We start from the raw sequence: 25,466 nt of genomic DNA on the forward strand, positions 1-25,466 counted from the left end.
GAGGTTCCTTGCGATGTACAACCAACTCGGCGTGATCGGTTGCGGCCTGATGGGCGGCTCGTTCGCGCTGGCCATGAAGAAAGCCGGCCTGGTGCGCCGGGTGGTGGGCTACAGCAAGAGCCCGTCGACGACCGACACCGCCCGCCGCATGGGCGTGATCGACATCGCCGCCGAATCGGCGCTGCTGGCCGTGTCCGGTTCGGACATCGTGCTGGTGGCGGTGCCGGTCGCCGCGACCGAGTCCACGCTCAAGGCCATCCGCCACCTGGTGCGGGCCGACGTGCTGCTGATGGACGTGGGCTCGACCAAGAGCGATGTCGTCGACGCGGCCAAGCGCGCGCTCGGCAAGCAGTTCCCGAGCTTCGTGCCCGCACATCCGATCGCCGGCAAGGAAAGCGCCGGTGTGCAGCATGCCGATGCCGCGCTCTACCAGGGCCGCCAGGTCATCCTGACGCCGCTGGAGCAGACCCGGCCCGAGATGGTGCAGAAGGCGACCGACGTCTGGTCGGCGCTGGGGTCGCAGGTGCTCAAGATGGCACCGCACCACCATGACGAGGCCTTCGCCGCGGTCAGCCACCTGCCGCACCTGCTGGCCTACGCCTACTTCAGTTCGGTCGCCAGACAGCCCTCGGGCCGCGATTTCCTGAGCCTGGCCGGTTCCGGCTTCCGCGACTTCACCCGGATCGCCGCCAGCGATCCGACGGTCTGGCGCGACATCCTGATGGCCAACCGGCAGGACCTGCTGACGCAGTCGCAGCGCTTCCGCGAGGTGCTGGACCAGATGGAGCAGGCGATCCGCCAGGGCGACGCGCACGCGCTCGAGACGATGATCCGGCAGGCCTCCGAAGGCCGCGCGCAATGGCAGCTCGGTGCCCCGGCCGCGCCGCCGTCGAAGTCCAAGTAACCCTCCCTTCCGTGTGCGCGGCGCGCCGCGCGCCCACCGCGCCATGTACAAGATTCCCTTCCTGGACCTGCCCCCGCTGCGCGGCGCCGCGGGCACCGTGTCCCTACCCGGCTCCAAGAGCATCTCCAACCGGGTGCTGCTGCTGGCCGGCCTGTCCGAGGGCGTGACCCGGGTGCACGACCTGCTGGCCTCGGACGACACCAAGGTCATGCTGGCCGCGCTGCGCGAGTTGGGCTGCCAGCTGGAGACCGGCGCGGACGGCGTGCTGTCGGTGACCGGCATCGGCGGCCGGTTGACTACCCGGCAGGCCAAGCTCTTCCTGGGCAACGCCGGCACGGCGATGCGCCCCCTGACCGCCGCGCTCGCGCTGCTGGCGGCCACGCAGGGCGGCCAGTTCGAACTCTCCGGCGTGCCCCGCATGCATGAGCGCCCGATCGGCGACCTGGTCGACGCGCTGCGCGCGCTGGGCTGCCCGATTGACTGCCTCGGCCAGGAGGGTTATCCGCCGCTGCGGCTCAACGGGCCGGCGGCGCTGACGCTGGACGCGCCGGTGCGCGTGCGCGGCGACGTCTCCAGCCAGTTCCTCACCGCCCTGCTGCTCGCCCTGCCCCTGGTCGCGCAGCGGGACCTCGTCATCGAGGTCACCGGCGAGCTGATCTCCAAGCCCTACGTCCACATCACGCTGGAGTTGCTGGCGCGCTTCGGCGTCCAGGTCCAGCGCGACGACGACTGGCAGCGTTTCGTGATTCCCGCCGGCAGCCGCTACCGCTCGCCCGGCGAGGTGCACGTCGAGGGCGATGCGTCGTCGGCGTCCTACTTCGTCGCGCTCGGCGCGATCGCCGCCACCGACGCGCCGGTGCGCATCGAGGGCGTGGGCTCGAGCTCGGTGCAGGGCGACGTCCGTTTCGTCGAGGCCGCGCAGGCGATGGGCGCCCAGGTCGACATCGGCCCCAACTGGCTGGAGGTGCGCCGCGGCGCCTGGCCGCTGAAGGCGCTGGACCTGGACTGCAACCACATCCCGGACGCCGCGATGACGCTGGCCGTGATGGCGCTGTACGCCGACGGCCCGACGACGCTGCGCAACATCGCCTCCTGGCGCGTGAAGGAGACCGACCGCATCGCCGCGATGGCGACCGAGCTGCGCAAGCTCGGCGCGGGGGTCGAGGAAGGCCCGGACTGGCTGCGTGTGCATCCGCTCAAGGCCTGGAAGCCGGCGGCCATCCACACCTACGACGACCACCGCGTCGCGATGTGCTTCTCGCTGGCGGCCTTCAACGGCCTGCAGGACGACCGCCAGGGGCCCGCCGTGCCGGTGCGCATCCTGGATCCGCAATGCGTCGCCAAGACCTTCCCCGACTACTTCGAGACGCTGTTCGGTGTCGTCCGCGCCAACGTGGAGGACATTCCCGTCATCACGATCGACGGCCCCACCGCCTCGGGCAAGGGCACGCTGACCGACGAGGTCGCGCAGGCGCTGGGCTACGACGTGCTGGATTCCGGCGCGCTGTACCGGGTGACCGGGCTGGCCGCCTCGCGCCACCATGTCGACCTGGCCGATGGCGAGGCGGTCGCGGCGCTGGTGCCGACGCTGGACTTGAAGTTCGAATCGGGCCGGGTGCTGCTGGACGAAGAAGACGTCTCGGCCGAGCTGCGCCAGGAAGCGACCGGGCTGATGGCCTCGCAGGTCGGCGCCCATCCGGCGGTGCGTCGCGCGCTGCACCAGCTGCAGCTGAATTTCCGCCGCCTGCCCGGCCTGGTGGCCGACGGGCGCGACATGGGCACGGCGATCTTCCCCGACGCGGCGCTCAAGGTCTTCCTGACCGCCAGTGCCGCCACGCGGGCCGAGCGACGTCACAAGCAATTGATTTCCAAGGGAATTCCGGCTAATATCGATAGCTTGCGCGCTGATCTGGAAGCGCGGGACGCTCGCGACAAGGGTCGCAGCGCGTCTCCGCTGCAGGCTGCCGCGGACGCGATCGAGCTGGACAACTCGCAGCAGACCATCGGGGAATCCCGTGATCTGGTGTTGAGGTGGTGGCAGGAACGCGGTCCGTTCAAGGTCTGAGGCGCTTTCAGGTCGACACGCAAACAGGAGCGTCACCCCTCCCTCCGGACGCCAGTCCACTGGGGGTGACGTATTCGACAACCTAACCCGCAAGTCCGCTTGCAACACAAGCCTTCGCACCTCTCGGATCAGGCCGCTTGACGCATCAAGCCGCCGGACGCTCTGTGCCTGGCAAGGAAATCTCACATGTCCCAAATGGAATCTTTCGCCGCCCTCTTCGAGGAATCGCTGCAGAAGTCGAACATGCGCGCCGGCGAGGTCATCTCGGCTGAAGTCGTCCGCATCGAGCACAACTTCGTGGTCGTCAACGCCGGCCTGAAGTCCGAAGCCTACGTGCCCGTCGACGAATTCAAGAACGACCAGGGCGAAGTCGAAGTCCAAGTCGGTGATTTCATCTCGGTCGCCATCGACGCGATCGAAAACGGCTACGGCGACACCATCCTGTCGCGCGACAAGGCCAAGCGCCTGGCCTCGTGGCTGTCGCTGGAAACCGCCCTGGAATCGGGCGATTTCGTGACCGGCACCGTCTCCGGCAAGGTCAAGGGCGGCCTGACCGTCCTGGTCAACGGCATCCGGGCCTTCCTGCCCGGTTCGCTGCTGGACACCCGCCCGGTGAAGGACATGAGCCCGTTCGAGGGCAAGACCATGGAATTCAAGGTCATCAAGCTGGACCGCAAGCGCAACAACGTTGTGCTGTCGCGTCGCGCGGTGGTCGAGGCTTCGATGGGTGAAGAGCGCGCCAAGCTGCTGGAGACGCTGACCGAAGGCGCCATCGTCAACGGCGTGGTCAAGAACATCACCGAATACGGTGCGTTCGTCGACCTGGGCGGCATCGACGGCCTGCTGCACATCACCGACATGGCCTGGCGCCGTGTCCGTCACCCGAGCGAAGTGGTGACGGTCGGCCAGGAACTGACGGCCAAGGTCCTGAAGTTCGACGCCGAGAAGAACCGCGTCTCGCTGGGCCTGAAGCAGCTGGGCGACGACCCGTGGTTCGGCGTGTCGCGCCGCTACCCGGCCAACACCCGCCTGTTCGGCAAGGTCACCAACATCGCCGACTACGGCGCGTTCGTCGAGATCGAGCCGGGCATCGAAGGCCTGGTGCACGTCTCCGAAATGGACTGGACCAACAAGAACGTGGCGCCTTCCAAGGTCGTCTCGCTGGGCGACGAAGTGGAAGTCATGGTCCTGGAGATCGACGAAGACAAGCGTCGCATCTCGCTGGGCATGAAGCAGTGCCGCGCCAACCCGTGGGAAGAGTTCGCCGAGAACGTCAAGCGCGGCGACCGCGTCAAGGGCCCGATCAAGTCGATCACCGACTTCGGCGTGTTCGTGGGCCTGGCCCAGGGCATCGACGGCCTGGTGCACCTGTCCGACCTGTCGTGGAACGAGCCGGGTGAAACCGCCGTCCGCAACTACAAGAAGGGCCAGGAAGTCGAAGCCATCGTGCTGGCCGTGGACGTCGAGCGCGAGCGCATCTCGCTGGGCATCAAGCAGCTGGACGGCGACCCGTTCTCGACCTTCGTGTCGGTGAACGACCGCGGCATGACCGTGACCGGCAAGGTCAAGACCGTCGACGCGCGTGGCGCCGAGATCGATCTGGGCGAGGACGTCACCGGCTACCTGCGCGCTTCGGAAATCGCCCGCGACCGCGTGGAAGATGCCCGCAACGTGCTGAAGGAAGGCGACGAAGTCTCGGCCGTGATCATCAACGTCGACCGCAAGTCGCGCAGCATCCAGCTGTCGATCAAGGCCAAGGACAACGCCGACGAACAGCAAGCCATGCAGCGCCTGTCGCAGTCGAACGAGCGTGAGAACGCCGGCACGACGAGCCTGGGCGCCCTGCTGCGCGCCAAGCTGGACAACCAGAACAACGGCTGATCCCTCGCGGGACCTGGGCGCCACGCGCAGCGTGGTGTCCGGGGCTCAAGAGAATCCCTTGTTCTGGTCGGCGGCGGGCTGAGTTAGCCTGACCGCCGCAGACACGCCCAACCGACGCTCAAGCGCTTCGACAGGCTCGCTCCGCAGCGAGCCTGTTTTTTCTTCAGATGCTGACGACCATGACCCGATCCGACCTGGTGGCCCACTTGTCCGAGCGCTTCGGCCAGCTCACGCAGCGAGACACCGAGTTCGCGGTCAAGACCATCCTGGACGCGATGTCCGACGCGCTGGCCCGCGGCCACCGCATCGAGATCCGCGGTTTCGGCAGCTTCTCGATCAACCGCCGCCCGCCGCGCATGGGCCGCAACCCGCGCAGCGGCGAGCAGGTGCTGATCCCCGAGAAGCTGGTGCCGCACTTCAAGCCGGGCAAGGCCCTGCGCGAAGCCGTCGACGCGCAGTTGCCCGTCACCGACGAGGACCAGCAGGCCGCCTGAGCCCATCGCCCAAGGCAGGAGCGCCGCGCATCGCGGCGCTTTTTTTTCGCCCGTTGGAGGGTGTCCCGCCCCTGACGGGGGACTCGCCCTGCCGAACGTCATGCACTGGGCTTGGCGGTGCTCGCACGCGCCTAGAATCGCCCCCCATGCGAATCCTGGTCTGGCTCTTCCGCGCCTTCCTGTTCTTCTGCCTGTTCGCCTTCGCGCTGAACAACAGCCAGGAGATCGTCGTGCACTGGTTCTTCGGCCAGGCATGGCGTGCTCCGCTGGTGATCGTGGTGCTGCTGACCTTCGGGCTGGGCTGCGCCTTCGGCGTGCTGGCGATGATCCCGGCCTGGTGGCGCCACAAGCGCGCCGCCGCGCGCTCGCTCCCTCCGGCGGACGACCTGCCGCCTTCGGCGGCGACCGCCTCCGCCAACGACCCCAAGATCCCCGATGGAATTTGATCTGAGCTGGCTGCTGATCGGCGTCCCCCTGGTCTTCGGCCTGGGCTGGCTCGCCTCCAAGCTGGACTCGCGCCAGTGGAAGCGTGAACAGCGCGACGCCCCGCGCGCCTACTTCAAGGGGCTGAACCTCCTGCTCAACGAGCAGCAGGACAAGGCCATCGACGCCTTCATCGAGGCGGTGCAGGCCGATCCCGACACCTCCGAGCTGCACTTCGCGCTGGGCAACCTGTTCCGGCGCCGCGGCGAATACGAACGCGCCGTGCGGGTGCACCAGCACCTGCTCTCGCGCGGCGACCTGCCCAAGTCCGAACGTGACCGCGCGCAGTACGCGCTGGCCCAGGACTTCTTCAAGGCCGGCCTGTTCGACCGCGCCGAGACCGCCTACGAGGCGCTCAAGGGCACCGCCTTCGACCACGAGGCGGCGCTGGCGCTGCTGTCGCTGTACGAGCGCTCGCGCGAATGGGCCAAGGCGGCGGAGGTCTCCGAGCAGCTCGAGGCCGCGGGCACCGGCAGCTTCGCCAGCCGCATCGCCAACTACTGGTGCGAGCTGGCCCTGGAGGCGCAGGCCCGCCAGGACGTGACGGAGGCCCGCCGCTGGCTGGACCAGGCCCGCGCCCGCGCGCCGCAGTCGGCCCGCGCCTACGTGCTGCTGGGCCAGATGCTCGCGCGCCAGGGCGACCAGACCGGCGCGATGGCCCTGTACGCCGAGCTGCTGAGAGCCAATCCCGACGCCTTCAACCTGGTCGCGCGCGACTACGCCCAGGCGGCGCAATCCACCGGCACCGCCGCGCAGGCGCTGGTGCTGATCGAGGCCCAGTACCGCCGCCATCCGAGCATGGCGCTGCTGCAGGCGATCGCGCTGCTCGAACCGGCGCCCGAGGCGCAGCGCCGTCGCCTGGCCGAGCACCTGCGGGTCGAGCCGGCGCTGTCCGCCGCGACGCAATTGCTGCAGCAGAGTCAGGCGCGCCAGCAGCCGCTGGACGACGACGAGGCCCAGCTCGTCGGCACCGCGCTGCAGCGCGCGGTGCGGCCGCTGCAGCGCTACCGCTGCGCCGCCTGCGGCTTCGAGTCGCAGCACTATTTCTGGCAATGCCCCGGCTGCCTCAGCTGGGACAGCTACCCGCCCCGTCACGTCGAAGAGCTCTGAGCCCGATGACCACACCGATGAGCTCCCCCGCGACCACCCCGCCGCCTGCCGCGGCCCCGGGCGGCGACCGCGTCATCCTCTGCATGAAGTGGGGCACCAAGTACGGTCCCGAGTACGTCAACCGCCTGTACGCGATGGTGCGCCGGCACCTGCGCGGCGACTTCCGCTTCGTCTGCCTGACCGATCGCACCGACGGCATCCGGCCCGAGGTCGAATGCCGGCCCATCCCGCCGCTGGACCTGCCGCCCGGCAGCCCGGAACGCGGGTGGACCAAGCTGACCACCTTCAGCGACGACCTGGTCGCCCAGTACGGCCTGAGCGGCACCGCCCTCTTCCTCGACCTGGACGTGGTGATCGTCGACGACATCACACCCTTCTTCGAGGTGCCGGGCGAGTTCCTCATCATTCACGACTGGAAGCGTCCCTGGCGCATCACCGGCAACTCGTCGGTCTACCGCTTCACCCTGGGCGCCCATCCGGATGTGCTGGCGACCTTCCGTCGCGACTTCGATGCGATCCGCGCGAAGTTCCGCAACGAACAGGCCTACCTCTCGGACGAGATGCACAAGAAGGGCCTGCTGAGCTACTGGGACGCGCGATGGTGCGCGAGCTTCAAGTACCACAGCATCCCGCGCTGGCCGATGAACTACTTCCGGGCGCCGTTCATCCCGGACGGCGCCCGGATCCTGATCTTCCACGGCGTCATGAATCCGCCCGACGCGCTGGCCGGCCGCAGCAACGGCAACTGGCGTCGCCCGAAACCCGCGGCGTGGATCGCCGATCACTGGCATGAGTGAGGCGCCGATGAGCAGCCCATCCGACCTGTCGTCCCCGGGCGTCAACGAGGACGCCGGCACCAACGCGCCGTGGCTGTCGGTGCTGATTCCCGTCCACAACGTCAAGGACTACCTGCGCGAGTGCCTGGACTCGGTGCTGGCCCAGGCCGACGACGGCGTCGAGGTGCTGATGGTGGACGACTGCTCCACCGACGGCTCCGACGCCCTGGTGCGCGAACTGGTGGCGACGCACGCGTCCGGACCGGTGCGCGTGCGGGGGCTGTTCCACGCGCAGAACCAGGGGCTCTCCGGCGCGCGCAACACGACGCTGCAGGCGGCGCGCGGGGACTACGTCTGGTTCCTGGACTCCGACGACTACCTGATGCCCGGCGCCATCCCGCGCCTGCGCGCGGTGGTCCGGGAGCACGCGCCGGCGCTGGTGCTGTGCGACTTCTTCATGCTGCGCGAGCGCGTCAAGCTCAAGCACAAGCTGCGGGGCGAGATGCACCGGCGCACCTTCTTCGGCCCGGAGCGCCAGCTGCTGCGCGATCCGTCGCGGCTGCTGCGGGGGCTCTTCGAGGCCGGCCAGATGCACAGCTGGTCCAAGATCGCGCGGCGCAGCCTCTGGGGCGAGCAGCTGCGCTTCCCGGTCGGCCGCTACTTCGAGGACATGGCCACCACGCCCTTCCTGGCGCTGCTGGCCGACACCGCGTGGTACGAGCCCGCGGTCTGGGTGGCCTACCGCCAGCGCCAGGGCTCGATCCTGGCCACCCCCAACCTCACCAAGGCCGAGCATCTGGCCCACGCGCTCGCCAACCTGCGCGACGCGGCGGTCGGCAAGGGGCTCGACGACGACGCCCTGTTCGCCTGGGCCCACTTTGCCGCGCGCAACTTCATCGGTGCCTCGCGCATGGCGGACAAGGCGCTGCCCGAGGGCTGCACCGGCGCGGTCGCCATGTTCCGGCAGGCCTTCGAGGAAGCGTCGCCGATCGCGCTGCGCGAGCTCGACCGGGCCTACAAGCGGCGCGGCTGGTTCGTCCGCGCGCTGCGCCTGCGCTACTGGCTGCGCCGCGCCGAAGGGCCGCGCACCGCCGCGGCGACCTGAACCGCCGCAACGGGCGCCGCGTCGCCGGCAGGCCTCGCGGCACGCCTCACAGCGACAGCAGCAGCGCCTCGTAGCGACGCATCATCAGGTCGACCCCGTGTTCCTCGATGGCGCGCGCCCGCGCGGCGGCGCCCAGACGGCCGGCCAGTTCCGGGTCCCGCAGCAGGCGTTCCAGCGCGTCGGCAAGCGCGACCGGGTCCGCCTCGGGCACCAGCAGCCCGGTGCGTCCGTCCTCCAGCACCCCTTCCACGCCGGGCACCAGGGAGGCCACGCACGCGCACCCCGCCGCCATCGCTTCCAGCAGCGCCAGCGGCATGCCCTCCCAGTGGGTCGACAGCACGAAGATCCGCTGGCTCATCAGCAGGCCCGGGACATCGCTGTGATGGCCGAGGAAGCGCACCTGTCCGTCCAGGCCCAGTCGACGGGTCAGCCGCTCGGTGGCGCGTCGATAGGAGGCCTTGCCGCCGCCGGCGAGTTGCAGCACCGGTTGCAGGCCGCGCTCGCGCAGCGCGGCGAGCGCGCGGATCAGCGTCTGCGGATCCTTCTGACGGGCGAAGCGGGCCGACATCACGATGCCGGGTTCGCGACCGCTGGCCGGATGGGCGTCCGCGGCGGCGAAGCGCTCGAGGCGGATGCCGTTCGGGATGGCGACCGTCTTCTCTTCCGGCATGCCCAGTTCAACCAGGCGTCGACGCACGCCTTCCGACACCCCGACCAGGCGCGCGCTCACGGCGCTGAGACGGCGCGCCTGCGCGCGTCGGCAGGGGGTGTAGCGCTCGCGCGAGTTGTGCTCGACCTGCACCAGGGCCGGCACGCCGGCCAGGCGCCCGGCACGGCGGCCGAGCAGGTGTTCGGGGAAACCGTGCGCCACCACGACGTCGGGTCGCAGGCGTTCGCACAGGCGACGCAGGGCCCAGACGGTGACCAGATGGGCCCAGCCCGGCACGAGGTAGACGGGCAGCCCCTGGTCGCGCAGGGCCTGGATGCGGTCGAGCTTGGTGGGGTTCTCGGTGCGCTGCTTGCGACGCAGCACGAGTATGGGTTCGATGCGCTCGCTGTGCAGCTGCGCCAGGCACAGGTCGACGGCCACCTGCGTGGCGCCCGAGAAGCCGCCGGTGACGAAGTGCAGCACGCGGCGGCGAGGAGGCGTTGCCGTCGTGCTCGGGGAGGAAGGGAGCATCGCGGCAGTGTATCGGCGCACGTTCGGTTACCGACCCACCGATCCCGCACGCGCTCAAGGCGGCGATTTGAAGAGGCCGTGGAGCAGGCGGCTGCATGGCGGGAACGGCTTGTGCTGTAGCCCGGCGGCGGAGCCGGTGCCCCTTGGAGCGAATTCCGAGCGTGCGGAGGAGATTGAGCGGAAAGGGGCACCGGCTCCGCCGCCGGGCGGATCAGTGCTCGGTCCAGAGTGAATTCCGAGCGTTGCGCAGGAGAGCGAGAATCCCGCCCCAAAACTGGGTTGTTCCGAGTCCCTTCCCCGCCGGGCGCGGCCACAATCCGCGCATATCCAGAAGCAGGAGACGGCCGCCAGGCCGAACCATGAAGACTGATTACCTCATCGTCGGCGCCGGCTTCGCCGGTTCGGTTTGCGCGCGCGTACTGGCCGATGCTGGCAAGACCGTCCACCTGATCGACAAGCGGCCGCACATTGGCGGCAATGCCTACGACGAACGCGATGCCCACGGCGTGCTGATCCACCCGTACGGTCCGCACATTTTTCACACGAACGCGAAGAAGGTCTTCGAGTTCCTGTCCCGTTTCACCACCTGGCGCTTCTACGAGCACCGGGTGCTGGCGAAGGTCGGCGAGCAGCTGCTGCCGATCCCGATCAACCGCACGACGATCAACCAGCTCTACGGCCTGTCGCTGACCGAGGACGAGGTGCAGGGCTACCTGGAGACGGTGCGCGAGCCGCGCGACCCGATCCAGACCAGCGAGGACGTGGTGCTGAACAGTGTCGGCCGCGACCTGTGCGACAAGTTCTTCCGGGGCTACACGAAGAAGCAGTGGGGGCTGGACCTCTCGCAGCTCTCGGCCGGCGTGGCGGCGCGCATCCCGACGCGCAGCAACGATGACGACCGCTACTTCGGCGACACCTTCCAGTTCATGCCGGCGGATGGTTACACCGCGATGTTCGAGCGCCTGCTGGATCATCCCGCCATCACGGTCCGCACCGGCGTGGACTTCCAGGATGTTCGCGGCGACTTCCCCGGCGCGCACATCATCTACACCGGCCCGATCGATGCATTTTTCGATCACTGCCACGGCCCGCTGCCCTACCGCAGCCTGCGCTTCGACCATGAGCACCTGCCCACCACCGCGCAGGTGCAGCCGGTGGGCACGGTCAACTATCCCAACGACCACGATTACACCCGGATCACGGAGTTCAAGCATCTGACCGGCGAGACGCATGCCGGCACGTCGATCGTGCGCGAGTACCCGCAGGCCGAGGGCGACCCGTACTACCCGGTGCCGCGGCCCGAGAACGAGGCGCTCTACAAGCGCTACGCCGAGATGGCGGACAAGGCCGAGGGCGTCACCTTCGTCGGGCGCCTGGCGCAGTATCGCTACTACAACATGGACCAGATCGTCGCCGCCGCGCTGAAGACGGCGCAGGACCTGCTGGAACCGCCGCAGGCCTGAAGACGGATGAGCTTGTATTCCGAAGACCGGCCGCGCGACGCGGTCCGGCGTCCCCTCGTGCTGGTGTCCTGGGATGGCGTCAGCCTGCCGCTGGGCCTGGTACACCTGGACGCCACACCCGAGTTCGATTGGGTCCTGTTCGACTACACCGGCCGCCAGGCGCCGGGCCCGCGCGAGTTGCGCGGCCAGGCGGTCACCGTGCTCGCCGCGGCGACCGAATGCAAGGGCGAGATCTTCAAGCACCTCGCCGACCATCTGGCCGCCACCATCGCCGACGTCGAACCCAATGTCGGGAATGGCCCCTGGCCCGAGTACGTGGGCATCATCGACGATGACATCCTGCTCTCGGTCGCGCAGATCAACACCGCGCTGCACCTGGGCCGGTGCGAGCGGCTGGACGTGTTCTCGCCCTCGCTGAGCCACGACAGCCCCTACTCTCATCACTGGATGCGGCATCAGCCGCACCGCATCTACCGCGAGGTGGATTGGGTCGAGGTGATGATGCCGTTCTACCGCGGCGATCTGTTCATGGCCGCGCGCGCGCATTACCAGGACAACATCTCGTCCTGGGGGCTGGACCGCTTCATGATCCCGACGCTCCAGCAGCTGCGCGGCCAGACGCGCACCGCGTTGCTGGACGCGGTGATGGCCAGCCATCGCCGCCCAGTGACCAGCGGGGGGAAGGTGTACCGCAACGGCCGCACCGCCTGGGAGGAGCGGCAGATCCTGCGCCAGGCCAGCCTGGACCTGATCGCCCGCGAAGCCCCCCAGTTGGTGGACACCGCCTGGTACCACCGCAGCTTCGTGCGCCGGGAGACCCCCAACAGGTGGGTGCGGTGGAAACGCCGCATCGCCCGGGTGGTGGCGGACTGGCTCGACGACTGCCGCTGAGCCCCCTCGCGGGCGCGCCGGCCCGATCGGGGCGGCCCGGGACTCCGGCACAATCGCCGCTTCCTCCTTCGATCCCCTTGGCCTGAGCCGGTGCCTCGCCCCCGGCGCCGGCCTGCGCCATGACCGATCAAGCCTCCGCCAAAGACACCGAACCGCTCGGCCCCACCGCGAGCCGCCTCTGGCGCTTCATGAAGCCGCACCGCTGGGGCCTGCTGCTGTCGGTCATCGCCTTCGTCCTGGTGGCGTCGACCGAGCCGCTGATCCCCAAGCTGCTGGGTTACGCGCTCGGCGAGGGCTTCAACGCCAAGTCCACGAACGTCGCCGGTTTCTCGATCCCGGGCGGCGCGCCGGCCGCGTCCGCGCCGGCGGTGGCGCCTGCCGCTTCAACCACCGCCGCCGCATCGATCGCATCGTCGGCCGGCGTGGCCGCGCCGTCCGCGTCCGCGGCGTCGTCGCCGTCCCGCCCCTCGCTGGCCGAGGTCAACCGGAACTACAGCTTCCCGATCTGGATGGTGCCCATCGTGCTGATCGGCCTGTTCGCCGTCCGCGGGCTGTTCACCTTCTGCGGCCAGTACATGCTGAACTGGACGATCTCGCGCACGGTGATGGACATCCGCACCGCGCTGCTGCAGGTGCTGCTGCGCGCGGATGCGCGCGTCTACACCAGCCTTCAACCCGCCACCGCGGTCACCAAGGTCGTCAACGATCCGCAGCATGTCGTCACCCTGATCGCCGGCGCGCTGATCACCATCCTGCGCGACGGCCTGCCGGCGCTGGCGCTGATGGGATTCCTGTTCTTCATCAACTGGAAGCTGACGCTGCTCTCGCTCATCACCGTGCCGGGTCTGGCCTTCGTGGTGCGCAAGGTCAACCGGCGCGTGCGGCGCATGGGCAGCTGGGCCTATGACGCGCAGCTGCGGCTGGTCTCGGTGATCGAGGACGTCACCCGCGCCTGGCGCGTGGTGCGCAGCTTCGACGCGGCCGACTACGAGCGCCGCCGCTTCGCCGAGCGCGCCCGCGAGGTGCAGCGCAGCACGCTGAAGACGGCGGCCTCCAACGCCATGGCGCAGCCGCTGTCGCAGCTGATGGCCAGCGTCGGCATCTCGATCATCGTCAGCCTGGCGCTGTACCAGTCGCGGGTGAACGGCACCGGCGTGGGCGAGTTTGCGTCCTTCGTCGCCGCGCTGCTCTTCATGAGCTCGCGGCTGCGCCACCTCAGCGACGTGATGCAGCCCATCACCAACGCGCTGGTCGTGGCACGCGGCTGCATGGGCCTGCTGGACACGCCGCCCGAGCCCGACACCGGCACCCGCGAGCTGCGCGACGTGCGCGGCGACATCGCGCTGCAGCAGGTCACGCTGCGTTATCCCGGCGCCAACCGCGACGCGCTCGCGGCCATGGACCTGCACATCCCGGCCGGCCGCACGACGGCGCTGGTCGGCAGCTCGGGCGCGGGCAAGAGCTCGGTGGTGAACCTGCTGCTGGGCTTCGAGCGTCCGGACAGCGGCCGCATCCTGCTGGACGACGTGCCGATCGACGAGCTGACCAAAGCCAACCTGCGGCGCCAGTTCGCGGTGGTGTCGCAGGACATCGTGCTGTTCGACCTCTCCATCGCGGACAACATCGCCTACGCGCAGGAGCGCGACGACGCCAAGCTCGAGCAGGTGCTGCGCGCGGCGGCGCTGTGGGACTTCGTCCAGTCGCTGCCTGAGGGACTGGACACGACGGTGGGCGCCAACGGCAGCAAGCTGTCGGGCGGCCAGAGACAGCGCCTGGCGATCGCGCGGGCGCTCTACAAGGACGCGCCGGTGTGGATCTTCGACGAGGCGACCTCCGCGCTCGACACCGAGAGCGAGCGCGCCGTGCAGCAGGCGCTGGAGCAGTGGCAGGGTCGCAAGACGCTGATCGTGATCGCGCATCGGCTGTCGACGATCCGCCGCGCCGATTGCATCCAGGTGCTGGCCGACGGCCAGGTGGTCGAGTCCGGCGACCACGACGCGCTGATGGCCCGGGACGGCGTCTACGCCGGCATGGTGAAGGTGCAGCACTGAAGGCTGCGGGGCCTGCCTGTTTCACTGCTTGTCGGCCTTGACACAAAGACGATAAGCGCCGGACAAGACGCCTCGATCCAATGCGGGTCATCCACTTCCGGAGCCCCGCATGCAGCCTCATCGCCACACTCCCGCCCACGACCACTCGCACTCGCACTCGCACGAGCACGAGGGCGGCCACGACCATGACCAGGGCCTGGCGCACGACCTCGCCGTGCTGCAGCAGCGCCGCCGCGCCCTGGGCCTGCTGGCCGGCCTCGCCGGGATCGGCGGCCTGTCGCTGATCGGCTGCGGCGGGGGCGGCTCCGATGCCGGCACCAGCACCGTGAGCACGGGCAGCACCGGATCCACCGGCTCCACCGGATCGACGGGCAGCACGGGCAGCACCGGCACCACCGGCAGCTGCTCGGTCATCCCGGAGGAGACCGCCGGCCCGTACCCCGGCGACGGCTCCAACAGCAACGGCAGCGGCGTGACCAACGCGCTGGCGCTCAGCGGCATCGTGCGCAGCGACATCCGCAGCAGCATCGGCACCGCCAGCGGCACGGCCGGCGGCGTCCCGCTGACGCTGACGATCGACCTGGTCAATACCAACAGCAGCTGCGCCGACCTGTCGGGCTACGCGATCTACCTGTGGCACTGCGACCGCGAGGGCCGCTACTCGCTGTACAGCGCGAGCATCGTCAACGAGAACTACCTGCGCGGCGTGCAAAGCACCGGCAGCGACGGCACGGTCACCTTCACGACCATCTTCCCCGGCTGCTACGACGGCCGCATGCCCCACATGCATTTCGAGGTCTATCCGAGCGCCAGCGCGGCCACCTCCTACGCCAACAAGATCAAGACCTCGCAGATCGCGTTCCCGACCGACGTCTGCACGACGGTCTACAGCACCGCGTCCGGCTACAGCAGCAGCCTGACCAACTTCAACCGGATCAGCTTCTCGACGGACAACGTCTTCAGCGACGGCTACACCACGCAGCTGGCCACGCTGAGCGGCGACGTCACCAACGGCTACACCGCGACGCTGACGGTGGGCATCTCGGTCTGACGGCGCGGCCCATGCAGCTCCCCGCCGACGACGGGACGCGCGGTGTATCGTCCGTGGCTCAGGCCGGCATGCCGCCGGCCGCGGTCGTGGAGGCGCGCATGACGCGGTGTCTGGTGGTCGACGACGACGCGGAGATCCGCCGCTCGCTCGACGCGTACTTGCAGAAGTTCAGCGTGACGGTGAGCGCCGCGGCCGACGGCCGCGAGATGCGCCGGCTGATGGCCATGCAGGTCTTCGACGTCGTCGTGCTGGACCTGATGCTGCCGGACGAGAACGGCCTGACGCTGTGCCAGTGGATCCAGCAGCACCACCCGTCGGTGCCGGTGATCATGCTGACGGCGCATGGCGACCCCATCAGCCGCGTGCTCGGGCTGGAGATGGGCGCGGACGACTATCTCGCCAAACCCTTCGAGCCCCGCGAGCTGGTGGCCCGCATCCATGCGATCCGGCGCCGCGCGCGTCGCGGCGACCACGAGGCGCAGACGCGCCGCGAGTTCCGCTTCGAGGGCTGGGCCTTCGACCGGCTGCTGCGCCAGCTGGTGTCGCCGCAGCAGGTCGTGGTGCCGCTGTCCAGCGCGGAGTTCCGCATGCTGAGCGCGCTGGTCGAGCGTCCCGGCCGGGTGCTCAGCCGCGAGCAGTTGATCGAGCTGACGCGCGCGCCCGGCGTGGAGGTCAACGACCGCAGCGTGGACCTGACGATCTCCCGGCTGCGCCAGAAGCTGGGCGACTCGCCCAAGGAGCCGCGCCTGATCCGCACGATGCGCGGCGAGGGTTATCTCTTCGACGCCCAGGTGCAGGCTTGAGCGGGCCGACGCGCGGGCAGCGATGGTTCGCCGCATGGCGAGAGCAGCTGGGGCGCGCTTTCGGCGACACCCTGGCGCGGCGGATCTTCCTGCTGCTGTGGGTCACGCTGGTGGCGGCGCAGGCGCTGGCCATCGGCGTGGTGACTTGGTCGCGCGGCGAGTTCGCCGCCGCGCGCGTGCCCGGGGCGCCGTCGCTGCCACCGCTGCCCGGTCTGATGCGCGAGCCGCCGCATCCGTCCGGACCGCAGGGTCCGCGGGGTCCGCAGGGTCCGCAGGGTCCGCAGGGTCCGCAGGGTCCGCAGGGTCCGCAGGGACTACAGGATCCGCGATCCGAGCCACCGCCGGAGGACCCGGGACACGACGTGCCGCTGCCCGGCGACCTCCCAATGCCGTCACGCGACGAATTCCATGGCTTCCCGCCGCCGCCATCGGCGCAGCCCCAGGCGCAGGCGCCGCCGTGGCGCGGTCCGTTCCGCGCGCTGACCGGCTGGGAGCTGACGCTGGATTACGGCATCCGCCTGCTGGTCACGGGCCTGGCGGCCTGGATCGCGTCGCGCTGGCTGGCGCGGCCGATGCGGGACCTGGTGCGGGCCTCGCAGGCGCTGGGCCAGTCGCTGCACAAGCAGGAGCCGCTGCCGCTGCTCGATGAGCGGCGCGGCACGCTCGAGGTCCGCGAAAGCGCGCAGGTCTTCAACGCGATGGCGCGGCAGCTGCGGCGCCAGTTCAACGAGCGCGGCCTGATGGTGGCGGCGATCTCGCACGACCTGCGCACGCCGCTGACGCGGCTGCGGATGCGGCTGGAGACGCTGGACATCGAGGAGCTGCAGCGCCAGCGCTCGGTCGAGGACATCCGCGAGATGAATGCGCTGGTGGACGCGGTGATGGAGCTGTTCCGCGGCGATGGTCCCGGCGCGGCCGAGCCGCTGCAGGACGTGGACCTGGGCGCGCTGGCGCAGGCGCTGACGGACGATCTGGTCGAACAGGCGATGCCGGTGATTTTCGAGGGCGGTGACGCGCGGGTGCTGGCCAAGGGCCAGCCGATGGCGCTGCGGCGGGTGCTGGGCAACCTGATCGGCAACGCGGTGCGCTACGGCGGCCGCGCCGAGGTCCAAGTGGGTCGCGACGCGCAAGGGCCGTGGCTGCGCGTGACGGATGCGGGACCGGGCATCCCGGCCGACCAGCTGGAAGCGGTGTTCGAGCCCTTCTACCGGCTGGAGGAGTCTCGCAACCGCCACACGGGCGGCGCGGGGCTGGGGCTCTACATCGCGCGTGAATTGACGCTGCGGCAGCGCGGCTCGCTGGTGCTGAGCAACCGGCCCGAGGGTGGGTTGACAGCGGAATTGCGGTTGACCGCCTGACGCGAACGAGGGACAGCCGCAGTCCCTGGCTCATCCCCAAGGTTGCGGACGGCTCGGAATCAACCCGGATGCCGGCGGGCAAGCGGCGCGGGACATTGGCGGTACGAGCCAATGGGAGGCCGCCATGACCGCAGCAGCACCGCCCCCGCCCGAAGCACCGCCCTCGGTGCCGGACGGGTCCGAACGCCAGACGCCGGCACAGCCATGGCCGCGGCGCGACGACGAGGTCCTGATCGCCGAGGCCATGGCGCTGCTGCCCCCGCTGCGACCGCGTCTGCAGGCCCTGATCCGCCGGATCGAGGTCCCGCCCCCCTGGGACGACGAAGCGCAGCGGCAACGATGGAAGCAGGACCATCCCCGCGTTCCTGTCAGCTCGGACTGGGCGACTTACGAGCGGTGGCGCAAGGCGCTGATCGATGCCCGCCTGAAGTGGCTCCGCGCCTGGATCCATCGCCTGGGCGAGGATGAGGCTCCGGCGGCGCTCTGCCTGTCGGGCGGCGGCATCCGCAGCGCGACCTTCAGCCTGGGCGTGATCCAGGGGCTCGCCGCCAAAGGCGTCATGCGCGACTTCCACTACCTGTCCTCCGTTTCCGGCGGCGGGTACATCACCAGCCTGCTGTCGGCCTGGATCCGCAACGAGGCCCTGCTGCGCCAGGCCGACGCCGCCGGCATGAGCCTGGCCGACTACATGAATGCCGGCATGGGCTCCCGGGCGCCGATCCAGACCGAGGGACCGGCGCTCAGCGATGCGCGGGCGGCGGTGCTCGACACCCTGGGCCGGGTCGGCGACGCCCAGTCGGAAGAGCCCCAACCGGTGCGGCGCCTGCGCGCCTTCAGCAGCTACCTGAGTCCGATGCGGGGCGTGTCCGCCGACTTCCTCACGCTGCTGGCGATCTACGCGCGCAACCTGACGCTCAACTGGATGGTGTGGATCCCCGCGCTGTTGGGCCTGCTCCTGTTGCCGCGCCTCTACCTCGCCTGGCTTCAGGCGGGGCTGCCGGGCGACGGCTGGCGTCAGGCCATGATGTGGGCCGCCTGGCTGCTGATCGTCTGGACCATCGCCTACATGGCCTCGGACCTGCCGGCGCCGCCGCCCAAGCGCAAGCCGCGATCGCCGGTCCAGCACCTGCAGGCCGGCGCGCCGCCGGCCTCCTCCGGCGCAGCGACCGCGCGCACGGAGGAGCGGCTCAAGGGGCCGCCCCCGGACAGGCCCGACGACACCTGGCAGATGGTGCTGCCGCTGTTCGCCGCCGCGCTGCTGCTGACCTGTCTGATCGGCTGGGAGCTCCGCGACCCCGCGGGCCGGCCGGTCTGGTCGATCTGGCTGCCGGGGTGGGCGCGCCAGGCGCTCGCCGCCGTCACGCCCGACCCCGAATGGCAGGTCACGCTGCTCGGCTTCGTGCTGGGCGCCTTCACTCAAGGCGCCGCGTCGCTGCTGGGCGGACTCGTGCTGCGCAAGGCGCGGGCGCGGGAGCCGGGAATGCGTCCGGCGGATGGCTGGGCCTTCATCGCCGTCACCGTCGCGGGCGGCGGCACCGGCGCGGCGCTGTATTGGGTCATCCGTTGGCTGATCACCTTCTCCCCGCCGCCCGAAGCGCTGCCGTGGCAACCCGTCGAGATCGGCCTGCCCCCGCACGACCTGCGTCTGCTGGCGCTCTGGGGCGTGCCGCTGTTGATGACCCTGTTCTGGGTGGGCGTCACCGTCTATGCCGGATGGCGGCGCCCCGTCGGCCTGGAGGATGAACGCGAGTGGTGGGCGCGTGCCGCGGCGCGCTGGATGTTGCCGTCCGCCTGCTGGATCCTCGGCGTCGGACTCGTGTTCTACCTGCCCAGCCAGATGCTCGCGCTGTTCAAGCTGCAGGGCGGACAGGCGGCGGCCTTCGGCGCCGGGACGGGGGTGCTCGGGCTGTTGCTCGCGACCATCGGGTTCATCAGCAAACAAGGGCCCGCCTGGCGCCAGAAGGCCGAGTCGTTCGCCGACAAGACCGGCATGCGCATCGCCGACCTGCTCTCCATCGTCTTCATCGTGCTGTTCCTGACCGGCCTGTCGTACGCGATCACGGCCATGATGCGACTGCATGAGCCCTACCTGAAGGCGCAAGAGGCGCGGCTCGGCGTCGATGTGCAGGCGCCCGCCTTCTCGCGCATGGTCTGCGCGAAGCTCAAGGCGCAGGATCCCGAGACACGTTTCAGCCTGGGCTCAAGTTGCCGGCCGCTCGACTGCGGCCACGCCGGCAAGCGCTGCGCGCCCTGGACGGACGAAGCCGCCCACTTCTACACCGCCTCCCTCCTGACGACGGTCGACCCGCTGCCGCTCGTCGGGGCGCTGCTCGTGGCCGCCCTCCTGGCGCTCGGCACGTCCTACCGCATCGGCGTCAACGCGTTCTCGCTTCACAGCCTCTACGGCAACCGGCTCGTGCGGGCCTACCTGGCGGCCAGCCGTCGCGACGAGGATCGCCGGCCCCACTGGTTCACCGGTTTCGATCCGCAGGACAACCTGCCCATCCATGAAACCTGGCCCGAGAAGCATGCCGAGCGGGACGCCCGCCCGCGGCTGATGCACATCGTCAACGTGGCCCTGAACCTCGTGAAGCCGACGGGCAGTCGCCTGGAGTGGCAGGACCGCAAGGCCGTCGCCTTCACCATCTCCCCGCTCTACTCGGGCAGCAGGACCACCGGCTACATCCCGTCCAAGCACTACCTCCAGACGCCTCACATCGACGGCATCAGCCTGGGATGCGCGATGACCGTCTCGGGCGCGGCGGCGTCGCCGAACATGGGCTATCACAGCTCGGTGCCGCTCGCGCTCGTGATGACGCTGTTCAATGTCCGGCTGGGGATCTGGTCCCCCAACCCGATGCGCGCGAGTTCCCCGAAGTGGCCCCAGGAACGTGCGGAGCCGGCGCTGGGCCTGTCGACGATGATCGATGAGGCCTGGGGCAACACTTCCGCGGAGACGGCCTTCGTCAACCTGTCGGACGGCGGGCATTTCGACAACACCGGCCTGTACGAGATGGTGCGGCGCCGGGTCCGTCACATCGTCGTCGTGGATGCCGGCGCGGACCCCGACTACCAATACGACGACCTGCTCTCGACGGTCCGCCGCATCCGCATCGACCTGGGCATCGGCATCGAGTTCACCACCAACATGCCGGGGCCGCTGGAGCGGCAGCGATCCGGCGCCGCGGTGGCACGCGCCAGGATCCGGTATGGGCAGGCGGACGCGGACGCGCCGGACGGCACGCTGCTGCTGATCAAGCCCGCATTGGTGCACGACGATCCGCGCGGTCCGTGGTTGCCGCTCGATGTCCGTCGCTATGCCGAAGAGAGCCGGCGCGGCAACCAGCGCTTTCCGCAGCAACCGACCTCGGACCAGTTCTTCGACGAGTCCCAGTTCGAGAGCTATCGCATGCTGGGCTTGCACACCGTGCTGGCGGCGTACGGTCCGCCCCCCGGATCGGCCGCACCCGGCACCGCTGGGTCGCCGCTTCCAGGCTTCGGGGGACTGTCGCGGGCCATCGAATCGGTCGCCGTGGCGCCGCCCGCGCCACCGCGGCCGGAAGGAGAAGGCGGAAAGCCGGCCGAGGCGGGGGAATCGGCGCTGAGCAAGTTGCTCGGCAGTCTCAGCGACAACGCGCAGATGGTGGCCGCCGGCACGCTGGTGAGCGTCGTCACGGTCACCGGCGTCTCGTCGGTCGGGTCGTCCGCGCCGCCCGCCGCCCCGCCTCCGGCGCCGCCGCCGGCGACAACGGTCGCCCCTCCGACGCCGCCGGTGGGGAACGGCGACATCAACCTCTCCCTGGCGGAATTCGCCTCGCAGATCAGGAACGCCTCCAGTTCGGCCCAGACCTTCACGCTCGAGGTGGTCGCCGCCGCCTCCGCGGCCAGCGGCGTCGGTCGACGAGACGGCACGCTGACCGTCAAGCTCGACGCCGCCGACGTCGAGCGGCTGAAGCAGGCCGCCAACGCCAGCGCCGCCGCCGCGACCAGCGCGGCCTCGGCCGCCGGTCGCGCCGACACCGCCGCGACGCAAGCCGCTTCGGCGGCGGACAGCGCGGCCACGGCCAGCAAGACGATGAGCGGCATGGCCACTGACATCGCCGCCATCAGGCGCAGCGTCACGCAGGTACCACCGCGATCCAACGTGCGCGGCGGCGAAGGAGCCCGGCCATGACGCGGCCGTCCGCGGCGACGAGAGCGCTCGGAGTCTGGGTGACGGCATGCCTGGTCGGCTGCGCGCCGATGCCCAAGCTCAGCGCCAACTGGTACACGGTCGTCGACCCCGAACCGGATCCGGCACGCCAGGCAGAAACCCGGCAGGACGGCTCGACCGAGATCCCGACGCGGGAGGTGACAAGCCTCCTCCTGGCGATCCTGAACCAGGAGCGCACCATCGTGACCTTGAAGGACATCGTGATCAATCCGATCGTCGACGACCAGGGGAACACCGTGGACGGCCTGCGCCTGACGGGCCCGGATCCCATTGCCATCGAACCCGGGCAGATGCTGCTGCTGGAGATTCATCGGAACCCGCCCCGCGGGACCTCGACCGCCCTCAAGCCGGCGGCGCCGCCCTCGTCCGATCTCCGCACCTGGAAATGCGCCATTCCGACCCGCGTGCAGATGACCGCCGCGTTCGTGAAACGTTGGGACTGGGCGCATTACCGGGTGGATGAGCACCGCTCGACCCTGGAGCTGTCCAATCCGATGCCGTCGGCGTTGCCCTACGACTGGCAGCATTGCTGGAATCCGGAGCGCGCGATGCGGAGCTCTCCGCCCGCGAGGCCCTGATCCCGTTCACGCCACCAGGCGCGGCGGCCCCGGCGGATTCGGCGGCATCTGCAGCGCGAAGCCGCCGGCGCGCTTGCGCATCGTCGCCGGATCGACCTGCGGCGCCTGCGCCGGCCAGTCGAAGAACTTCTGGATCTCGCTGCGCCGCGCCAGCGTGTCGGCCATGCCCAGCGTGATCAGCTCGCTGGTGTACTCCGGCTCGAAGAGCAGGTAGCTGACCAGCGCCGAGCCGCTCGCCGAAGCGCCCTCCCCGGACACGCCGATGCCTCTCAGCAGCCCGCGGATCGGCGGTGGCAGCGCGCCCTGGTGCTCGGCCGCCAGGCTGTCCAGCGGCCGGCTCGGCGCGATCACCAGGGCCTCGATCGGCTTGAGCGGCGTGTTGCGCAGCGCTTCCTCCGGCAGCAGCGCCAGCGTGCTGTTGATGCGCTTGAGCCGTTCGATGTCCACGGCCAGCGCGTCCAGGAAGATGTTGGACAGCGCATGCCCGGCGATCTGCGCCAGGCTCGGATGCCCGGTCGGCGTCGGGCCGTGCTGGCCCTCGCCACCGGCCTCGTGCATGCGGCCGGCGCCGATCACCAGCACCTTCTCCGCGCCCAGGTGCACGGCCGGCGAGATCGGCGCCGTCTGCCGCATCGAGCCGTCGCCGAACCATTCGACCGCGCCGGCCAGGTCCAGCGGCTCCGCCGGGAAGATGAACGGAATCGCCGACGACGCGACCAGGTGCTCGATCGACAGCCGCGGGATGCGCGTGGCGATGCGCTGCGTGCGCACCCAGGGCTCGCGCTGCTGGTGGGTCTGGTAGAAGGTGACGTGGTGGCCCGAGGTGTAGCTGGATCCGGTCACGGCCAGCGCGTCGATGTAGCCCTTGGCCAGCATGTCGTCCAGCCGGTCCATCTTGATCCACTGGCCGAGCAGGCCGCGCAGCGGCGTGTTGTCGAGCAGGCTGCGCGGGCGCGTGCGGCGCCAGCGGTTCAGCGCCCAGCCCAGCGACACCATCGTCAGCCACTTCGCGCCGGAGCGGATGACGCCCAGCGAGTCGGCGGCATAGACCTGGTCGACGTGGATGTTCTGCCAGATGTACATCAGGCCATCGACGGCGGAGCAGAAGTCGTCCGCCTGGCAGGCGAGCGTGGCGGCGTTGATCGCGCCGGCGGAGGTGCCGGCGATCACCTGGAAGGGGTTGTCGCCGGTGGTGCAGGCGTCGCGCCGGAGCTGCGCGATGGCCGCGAGCACACCGACCTGATAGGCCGCGCGAGCCCCCCCTCCCGTAAGGATGAGGCCGGTCTTGGGCTTGGCATCCTGCATGAGGCGCAGCTTACGCCGGGCAGGACGGCGGGGTGTCGCCGGTTTACCCGGCAAATGGGGGATGGCGAACAGCCGGGATCGCGAGCGATCCCGGGATCAACGACGCCGGCCGACGCGGCGCGGCTTCAGATCCGGCGGGGGCTCGGCATCGAGCCAGACCGGATCCTGGAACGGCAGATCCTCTTCCTTGAATCCGGCGGCGAGGACTTGGTCCACCCAAAGGACGGGGGCTTCACGCCGGGCCCGTTCGATGTAGTCGCGGGCCTCGTCGACTTCGTAGCCATAGTCTTCGCAGGCGTCGACCAGATTGAAGATCGCGCTCGAGGCCGCATGCGTCTTCGAGCGGGAGACATCCATCGACTGTGTGCCGCTGAAGGCGATGCCATAAGGCGCGATGTCGAAAGCCGGCGACAGGGTCCATCCCTCGTCGCCGTGAAGGAACCCGGTGTTGCGCGGGTGGTCGTCGCCGTTGCCCAGGACCGCATTCACCACGATGCGGCGGAACAGTTCCCGACGGGCCTCGAACACCGCAGCTTCGGCCGACAGCCGCCCCCACCGCTGAAGCTCCTGGGACAGCGCGACATACGAGCGTTCGCGGCTGCCGTGCGTCTGCTTGTCCAGGCCCAGTACGGTGTGCGCGCTGGCGTACAGCCGGCGCGTGACCCCGCCCGTGGGCAGCACCTCGCGATCGAATCGGCGCACGAGGATCACCTCGCGTTCCTCGACGCGCTTGAACTGCACCTGCGCCGTTTGCACGCCCAGGGCGCCGGCAACCTTCATCGCCACGAACTCTCGCAGCGGCGAATGCGGACGATCGCCACGATCCTGCAGCTTCGCAAGCCATTGCTGCCCTTCGTGAAGGACGGTCAGCTTGGGACGCTCACCGCCGGCGCTGGTGCCTACCAGTCCCCGCACCTCGCGCACGGCATCGCTGGCCGGCCGCGAATCCGGCACCTCGGCCAGGATCGCCAGGAGATCCTCGGAGCGCGGGCAGTGGAAATCCCGCTTGCGCGTGATGTCGTCGCAGATGGCGATCGCACCGACGGAGTCCCCCTCCGACTCCTCCAGCACCGCCATGTGATCGTCGGTGCTGACCTTGCGTACCTGCGCCAGCAGATCCAGTCCGTAACCCTCCGGCTTCGCATCGCGAATCACGCCGAAGAGGCCATCCTGCTTGTGCTCCTTGATTGCCCGAGGCCGCCCTCCCACCGCCAGATGCACGGGATCCAGTGCGAGATCGTGGTCCTCGACATAGGCCTGCCGGTACTCGAATTTCCCCACCCGGCCCTCCAAGGTGAAGCGCCCGCACTCCGTCGGCTCCACGTCGCCAGGAAGCCAGAGCCAGACAGGCTTGGAGGCAGCGCTCATCGGGGCTTCCTTTTTGCGTGCACCGTCCGCGGAACGGTGTCCGCCATCAGCTCGGCCAATTCCTTGTCGGAGCCCAGGTTGGACAGCGTGTCGAAGGTGCCCTCCAGGCCCAAGGCCCACAGGACCATCAGGACGGAGCCGATCTGCACCGTGGGCGCGCCCCGTTCCACCGCCGACAGGGTGCTGAGGCCGATGCCCGCCTTCGCGGCCAGATCGGGTTGCGTGATCCGACGCGCCCGCCGGGCCAGTGAAATCCGTTCACCGAGATCGACCAGCGAGTCCTCGACGATGAACGGCAGGGTCTTGATACTCTTCATACAGCAAGATTTTTAGCTTAAAAATCCTGCTATAGCAACTTTTTAACTTTCCATGGCCCAACGCTGATCA

General features: G+C 69.7%; 20 protein-coding genes. 16 read left to right on the plus strand and 4 right to left on the minus strand.

All coding sequences use genetic code 11. The annotated features are described in order from the left end of the window. Positions 1–13: 13 nt before the first annotated feature. The 8 genes from FHT38_RS13140 to FHT38_RS13175 all read left to right on the plus strand — a co-directional run bounded on the left by FHT38_RS13140 (position 14) and on the right by FHT38_RS13175 (position 8,818). Positions 14–904 (plus strand): prephenate dehydrogenase/arogenate dehydrogenase family protein, encoded by an 891-nt coding sequence (locus FHT38_RS13140; protein WP_091733223.1) that lies wholly within the window; start codon positions 14–16, stop codon positions 902–904. Positions 905–947: 43 nt separating this feature from the next. Further along, positions 948–2,969, plus strand: coding sequence for a bifunctional 3-phosphoshikimate 1-carboxyvinyltransferase/cytidylate kinase (locus FHT38_RS13145; RefSeq protein ID WP_183492041.1), 2,022 nt, complete (start codon positions 948–950; stop codon positions 2,967–2,969). Positions 2,970–3,164: 195 nt separating this feature from the next. Then, positions 3,165–4,850 carry a 30S ribosomal protein S1 gene (rpsA, locus tag FHT38_RS13150; protein WP_067063579.1) on the plus strand — a complete coding sequence of 562 codons (1,686 nt, stop codon included), beginning with the start codon at positions 3,165–3,167 and terminating at the stop codon, positions 4,848–4,850. 179 nt (positions 4,851–5,029) lie between these two features. After that, positions 5,030–5,344 carry an integration host factor subunit beta gene (locus tag FHT38_RS13155; protein ID WP_088403971.1) on the plus strand — a complete coding sequence of 105 codons (315 nt, stop codon included), beginning with the start codon at positions 5,030–5,032 and terminating at the stop codon, positions 5,342–5,344. A 146-nt stretch (positions 5,345–5,490) separates the two neighbouring features. Continuing rightward, positions 5,491–5,790 carry a lipopolysaccharide assembly LapA domain-containing protein gene (locus FHT38_RS13160; protein WP_091733220.1) on the plus strand — a complete coding sequence of 100 codons (300 nt, stop codon included), beginning with the start codon at positions 5,491–5,493 and terminating at the stop codon, positions 5,788–5,790. Then, positions 5,780–6,937 carry a lipopolysaccharide assembly protein LapB gene (gene lapB, locus FHT38_RS13165; protein ID WP_183492042.1) on the plus strand — a complete coding sequence of 386 codons (1,158 nt, stop codon included), beginning with the start codon at positions 5,780–5,782 and terminating at the stop codon, positions 6,935–6,937. Before FHT38_RS13160 ends, lapB begins: the two co-directional genes overlap by 11 nt. Before the next feature lie 17 nt (positions 6,938–6,954). After that, entirely contained in the window at positions 6,955–7,734 is a 780-nt protein-coding gene (locus FHT38_RS13170; RefSeq protein WP_091733214.1) for a glycosyltransferase, read from the plus strand. A gap of 7 nt (positions 7,735–7,741) precedes the next feature. Next, positions 7,742–8,818, plus strand: a complete 1,077-nt coding sequence (locus tag FHT38_RS13175; RefSeq protein WP_183492043.1) for a glycosyltransferase family 2 protein — start codon at positions 7,742–7,744, stop codon at positions 8,816–8,818. Between the two features lie 46 nt (positions 8,819–8,864). Here the strand turns inward: FHT38_RS13175 and FHT38_RS13180 are convergent, their stop codons facing one another. Further along, positions 8,865–9,998 carry a glycosyltransferase gene (locus tag FHT38_RS13180; RefSeq protein WP_183492044.1) on the minus strand — a complete coding sequence of 378 codons (1,134 nt, stop codon included), beginning with the start codon at positions 9,996–9,998 and terminating at the stop codon, positions 8,865–8,867. Between the two features lie 359 nt (positions 9,999–10,357). On the opposite strand from FHT38_RS13180, the gene glf reads away from it, so the two are divergent. The 8 genes from glf to FHT38_RS13220 all read left to right on the plus strand — a co-directional run bounded on the left by glf (position 10,358) and on the right by FHT38_RS13220 (position 22,406). Then, entirely contained in the window at positions 10,358–11,461 is a 1,104-nt protein-coding gene (glf, locus tag FHT38_RS13185; RefSeq protein WP_183492045.1) for a UDP-galactopyranose mutase, read from the plus strand. Between the two features lie 6 nt (positions 11,462–11,467). Continuing rightward, positions 11,468–12,352: a hypothetical protein gene (locus FHT38_RS13190; RefSeq protein WP_183492046.1), complete on the plus strand. Its 885-nt coding sequence runs from the start codon at positions 11,468–11,470 to the stop codon at positions 12,350–12,352. A gap of 119 nt (positions 12,353–12,471) precedes the next feature. Beyond that, positions 12,472–14,403: a lipid A export permease/ATP-binding protein MsbA gene (gene msbA / locus FHT38_RS13195; RefSeq protein WP_183492047.1), complete on the plus strand. Its 1,932-nt coding sequence runs from the start codon at positions 12,472–12,474 to the stop codon at positions 14,401–14,403. 109 nt (positions 14,404–14,512) lie between these two features. Beyond that, positions 14,513–15,454 (plus strand): intradiol ring-cleavage dioxygenase, encoded by a 942-nt coding sequence (locus FHT38_RS13200; RefSeq protein ID WP_183492048.1) that lies wholly within the window; start codon positions 14,513–14,515, stop codon positions 15,452–15,454. Positions 15,455–15,465: 11 nt separating this feature from the next. Further along, the gene (locus FHT38_RS13205) at positions 15,466–16,257 is read left to right on the plus strand and encodes a response regulator (protein WP_255488678.1); all 792 of its coding nucleotides are present in this window, start codon (positions 15,466–15,468) and stop codon (positions 16,255–16,257) included. Beyond that, the gene (locus FHT38_RS13210) at positions 16,254–17,615 is read left to right on the plus strand and encodes an ATP-binding protein (protein WP_183492049.1); all 1,362 of its coding nucleotides are present in this window, start codon (positions 16,254–16,256) and stop codon (positions 17,613–17,615) included. The genes FHT38_RS13205 and FHT38_RS13210 overlap by 4 nt, the downstream gene beginning before the upstream one ends. Positions 17,616–17,739: 124 nt before the next feature. Beyond that, positions 17,740–21,789, plus strand: a complete 4,050-nt coding sequence (locus tag FHT38_RS13215) for a patatin-like phospholipase family protein (RefSeq protein ID WP_183492050.1) — start codon at positions 17,740–17,742, stop codon at positions 21,787–21,789. Then, positions 21,786–22,406: a hypothetical protein gene (locus tag FHT38_RS13220; protein ID WP_183492051.1), complete on the plus strand. Its 621-nt coding sequence runs from the start codon at positions 21,786–21,788 to the stop codon at positions 22,404–22,406. Before FHT38_RS13215 ends, FHT38_RS13220 begins: the two co-directional genes overlap by 4 nt. Positions 22,407–22,412: 6 nt before the next feature. Here the strand turns inward: FHT38_RS13220 and FHT38_RS13225 are convergent, their stop codons facing one another. The 3 genes from FHT38_RS13225 to FHT38_RS13235 all read right to left on the minus strand — a co-directional run bounded on the left by FHT38_RS13225 (position 22,413) and on the right by FHT38_RS13235 (position 25,396). After that, positions 22,413–23,711 (minus strand): patatin-like phospholipase family protein, encoded by a 1,299-nt coding sequence (locus FHT38_RS13225; protein WP_091733187.1) that lies wholly within the window; start codon positions 23,709–23,711, stop codon positions 22,413–22,415. Between the two features lie 96 nt (positions 23,712–23,807). Then, on the minus strand, positions 23,808–25,079 hold the full coding sequence (locus tag FHT38_RS13230; protein ID WP_183492052.1) for a type II toxin-antitoxin system HipA family toxin: 1,272 nt from the start codon (positions 25,077–25,079) through the stop codon (positions 23,808–23,810). Beyond that, positions 25,076–25,396, minus strand: coding sequence for a helix-turn-helix domain-containing protein (locus FHT38_RS13235; RefSeq protein WP_091733184.1), 321 nt, complete (start codon positions 25,394–25,396; stop codon positions 25,076–25,078). The genes FHT38_RS13230 and FHT38_RS13235 overlap by 4 nt, the downstream gene beginning before the upstream one ends. Between the last annotated feature and the right edge of the window lie 70 nt (positions 25,397–25,466).

The sequence above is a fragment of the Mitsuaria sp. BK041 genome, from assembly GCF_014193085.1.
Taxonomy (GTDB): domain Bacteria; phylum Pseudomonadota; class Gammaproteobacteria; order Burkholderiales; family Burkholderiaceae_C; genus Roseateles.

Coding starts and splice junctions, on each gene's coding strand:
- rpsA (WP_067063579.1), top strand. CDS start 3,165: ATGGAATCTTTCGCCGCCCTCTTCGAGGAATCGCTGCAGAAGTCGAAC.
- FHT38_RS13160 (WP_091733220.1), top strand. CDS start 5,491: ATGCGAATCCTGGTCTGGCTCTTCCGCGCCTTCCTGTTCTTCTGCCTG.
- FHT38_RS13155 (WP_088403971.1), top strand. CDS start 5,030: ATGACCCGATCCGACCTGGTGGCCCACTTGTCCGAGCGCTTCGGCCAG.
- FHT38_RS13200 (WP_183492048.1), top strand. CDS start 14,513: ATGCAGCCTCATCGCCACACTCCCGCCCACGACCACTCGCACTCGCAC.
- FHT38_RS13140 (WP_091733223.1), top strand. CDS start 14: ATGTACAACCAACTCGGCGTGATCGGTTGCGGCCTGATGGGCGGCTCG.
- FHT38_RS13230 (WP_183492052.1), bottom strand. CDS start 25,079: ATGAGCGCTGCCTCCAAGCCTGTCTGGCTCTGGCTTCCTGGCGACGTG.
- FHT38_RS13190 (WP_183492046.1), top strand. CDS start 11,468: ATGAGCTTGTATTCCGAAGACCGGCCGCGCGACGCGGTCCGGCGTCCC.
- lapB (WP_183492042.1), top strand. CDS start 5,780: ATGGAATTTGATCTGAGCTGGCTGCTGATCGGCGTCCCCCTGGTCTTC.
- FHT38_RS13175 (WP_183492043.1), top strand. CDS start 7,742: ATGAGCAGCCCATCCGACCTGTCGTCCCCGGGCGTCAACGAGGACGCC.
- FHT38_RS13170 (WP_091733214.1), top strand. CDS start 6,955: ATGAGCTCCCCCGCGACCACCCCGCCGCCTGCCGCGGCCCCGGGCGGC.
- FHT38_RS13180 (WP_183492044.1), bottom strand. CDS start 9,998: ATGCTCCCTTCCTCCCCGAGCACGACGGCAACGCCTCCTCGCCGCCGC.
- FHT38_RS13205 (WP_255488678.1), top strand. CDS start 15,466: ATGCAGCTCCCCGCCGACGACGGGACGCGCGGTGTATCGTCCGTGGCT.
- glf (WP_183492045.1), top strand. CDS start 10,358: ATGAAGACTGATTACCTCATCGTCGGCGCCGGCTTCGCCGGTTCGGTT.
- FHT38_RS13235 (WP_091733184.1), bottom strand. CDS start 25,396: ATGAAGAGTATCAAGACCCTGCCGTTCATCGTCGAGGACTCGCTGGTC.
- msbA (WP_183492047.1), top strand. CDS start 12,472: ATGACCGATCAAGCCTCCGCCAAAGACACCGAACCGCTCGGCCCCACC.
- FHT38_RS13145 (WP_183492041.1), top strand. CDS start 948: ATGTACAAGATTCCCTTCCTGGACCTGCCCCCGCTGCGCGGCGCCGCG.
- FHT38_RS13225 (WP_091733187.1), bottom strand. CDS start 23,711: ATGCAGGATGCCAAGCCCAAGACCGGCCTCATCCTTACGGGAGGGGGG.
- FHT38_RS13220 (WP_183492051.1), top strand. CDS start 21,786: ATGACGCGGCCGTCCGCGGCGACGAGAGCGCTCGGAGTCTGGGTGACG.
- FHT38_RS13215 (WP_183492050.1), top strand. CDS start 17,740: ATGACCGCAGCAGCACCGCCCCCGCCCGAAGCACCGCCCTCGGTGCCG.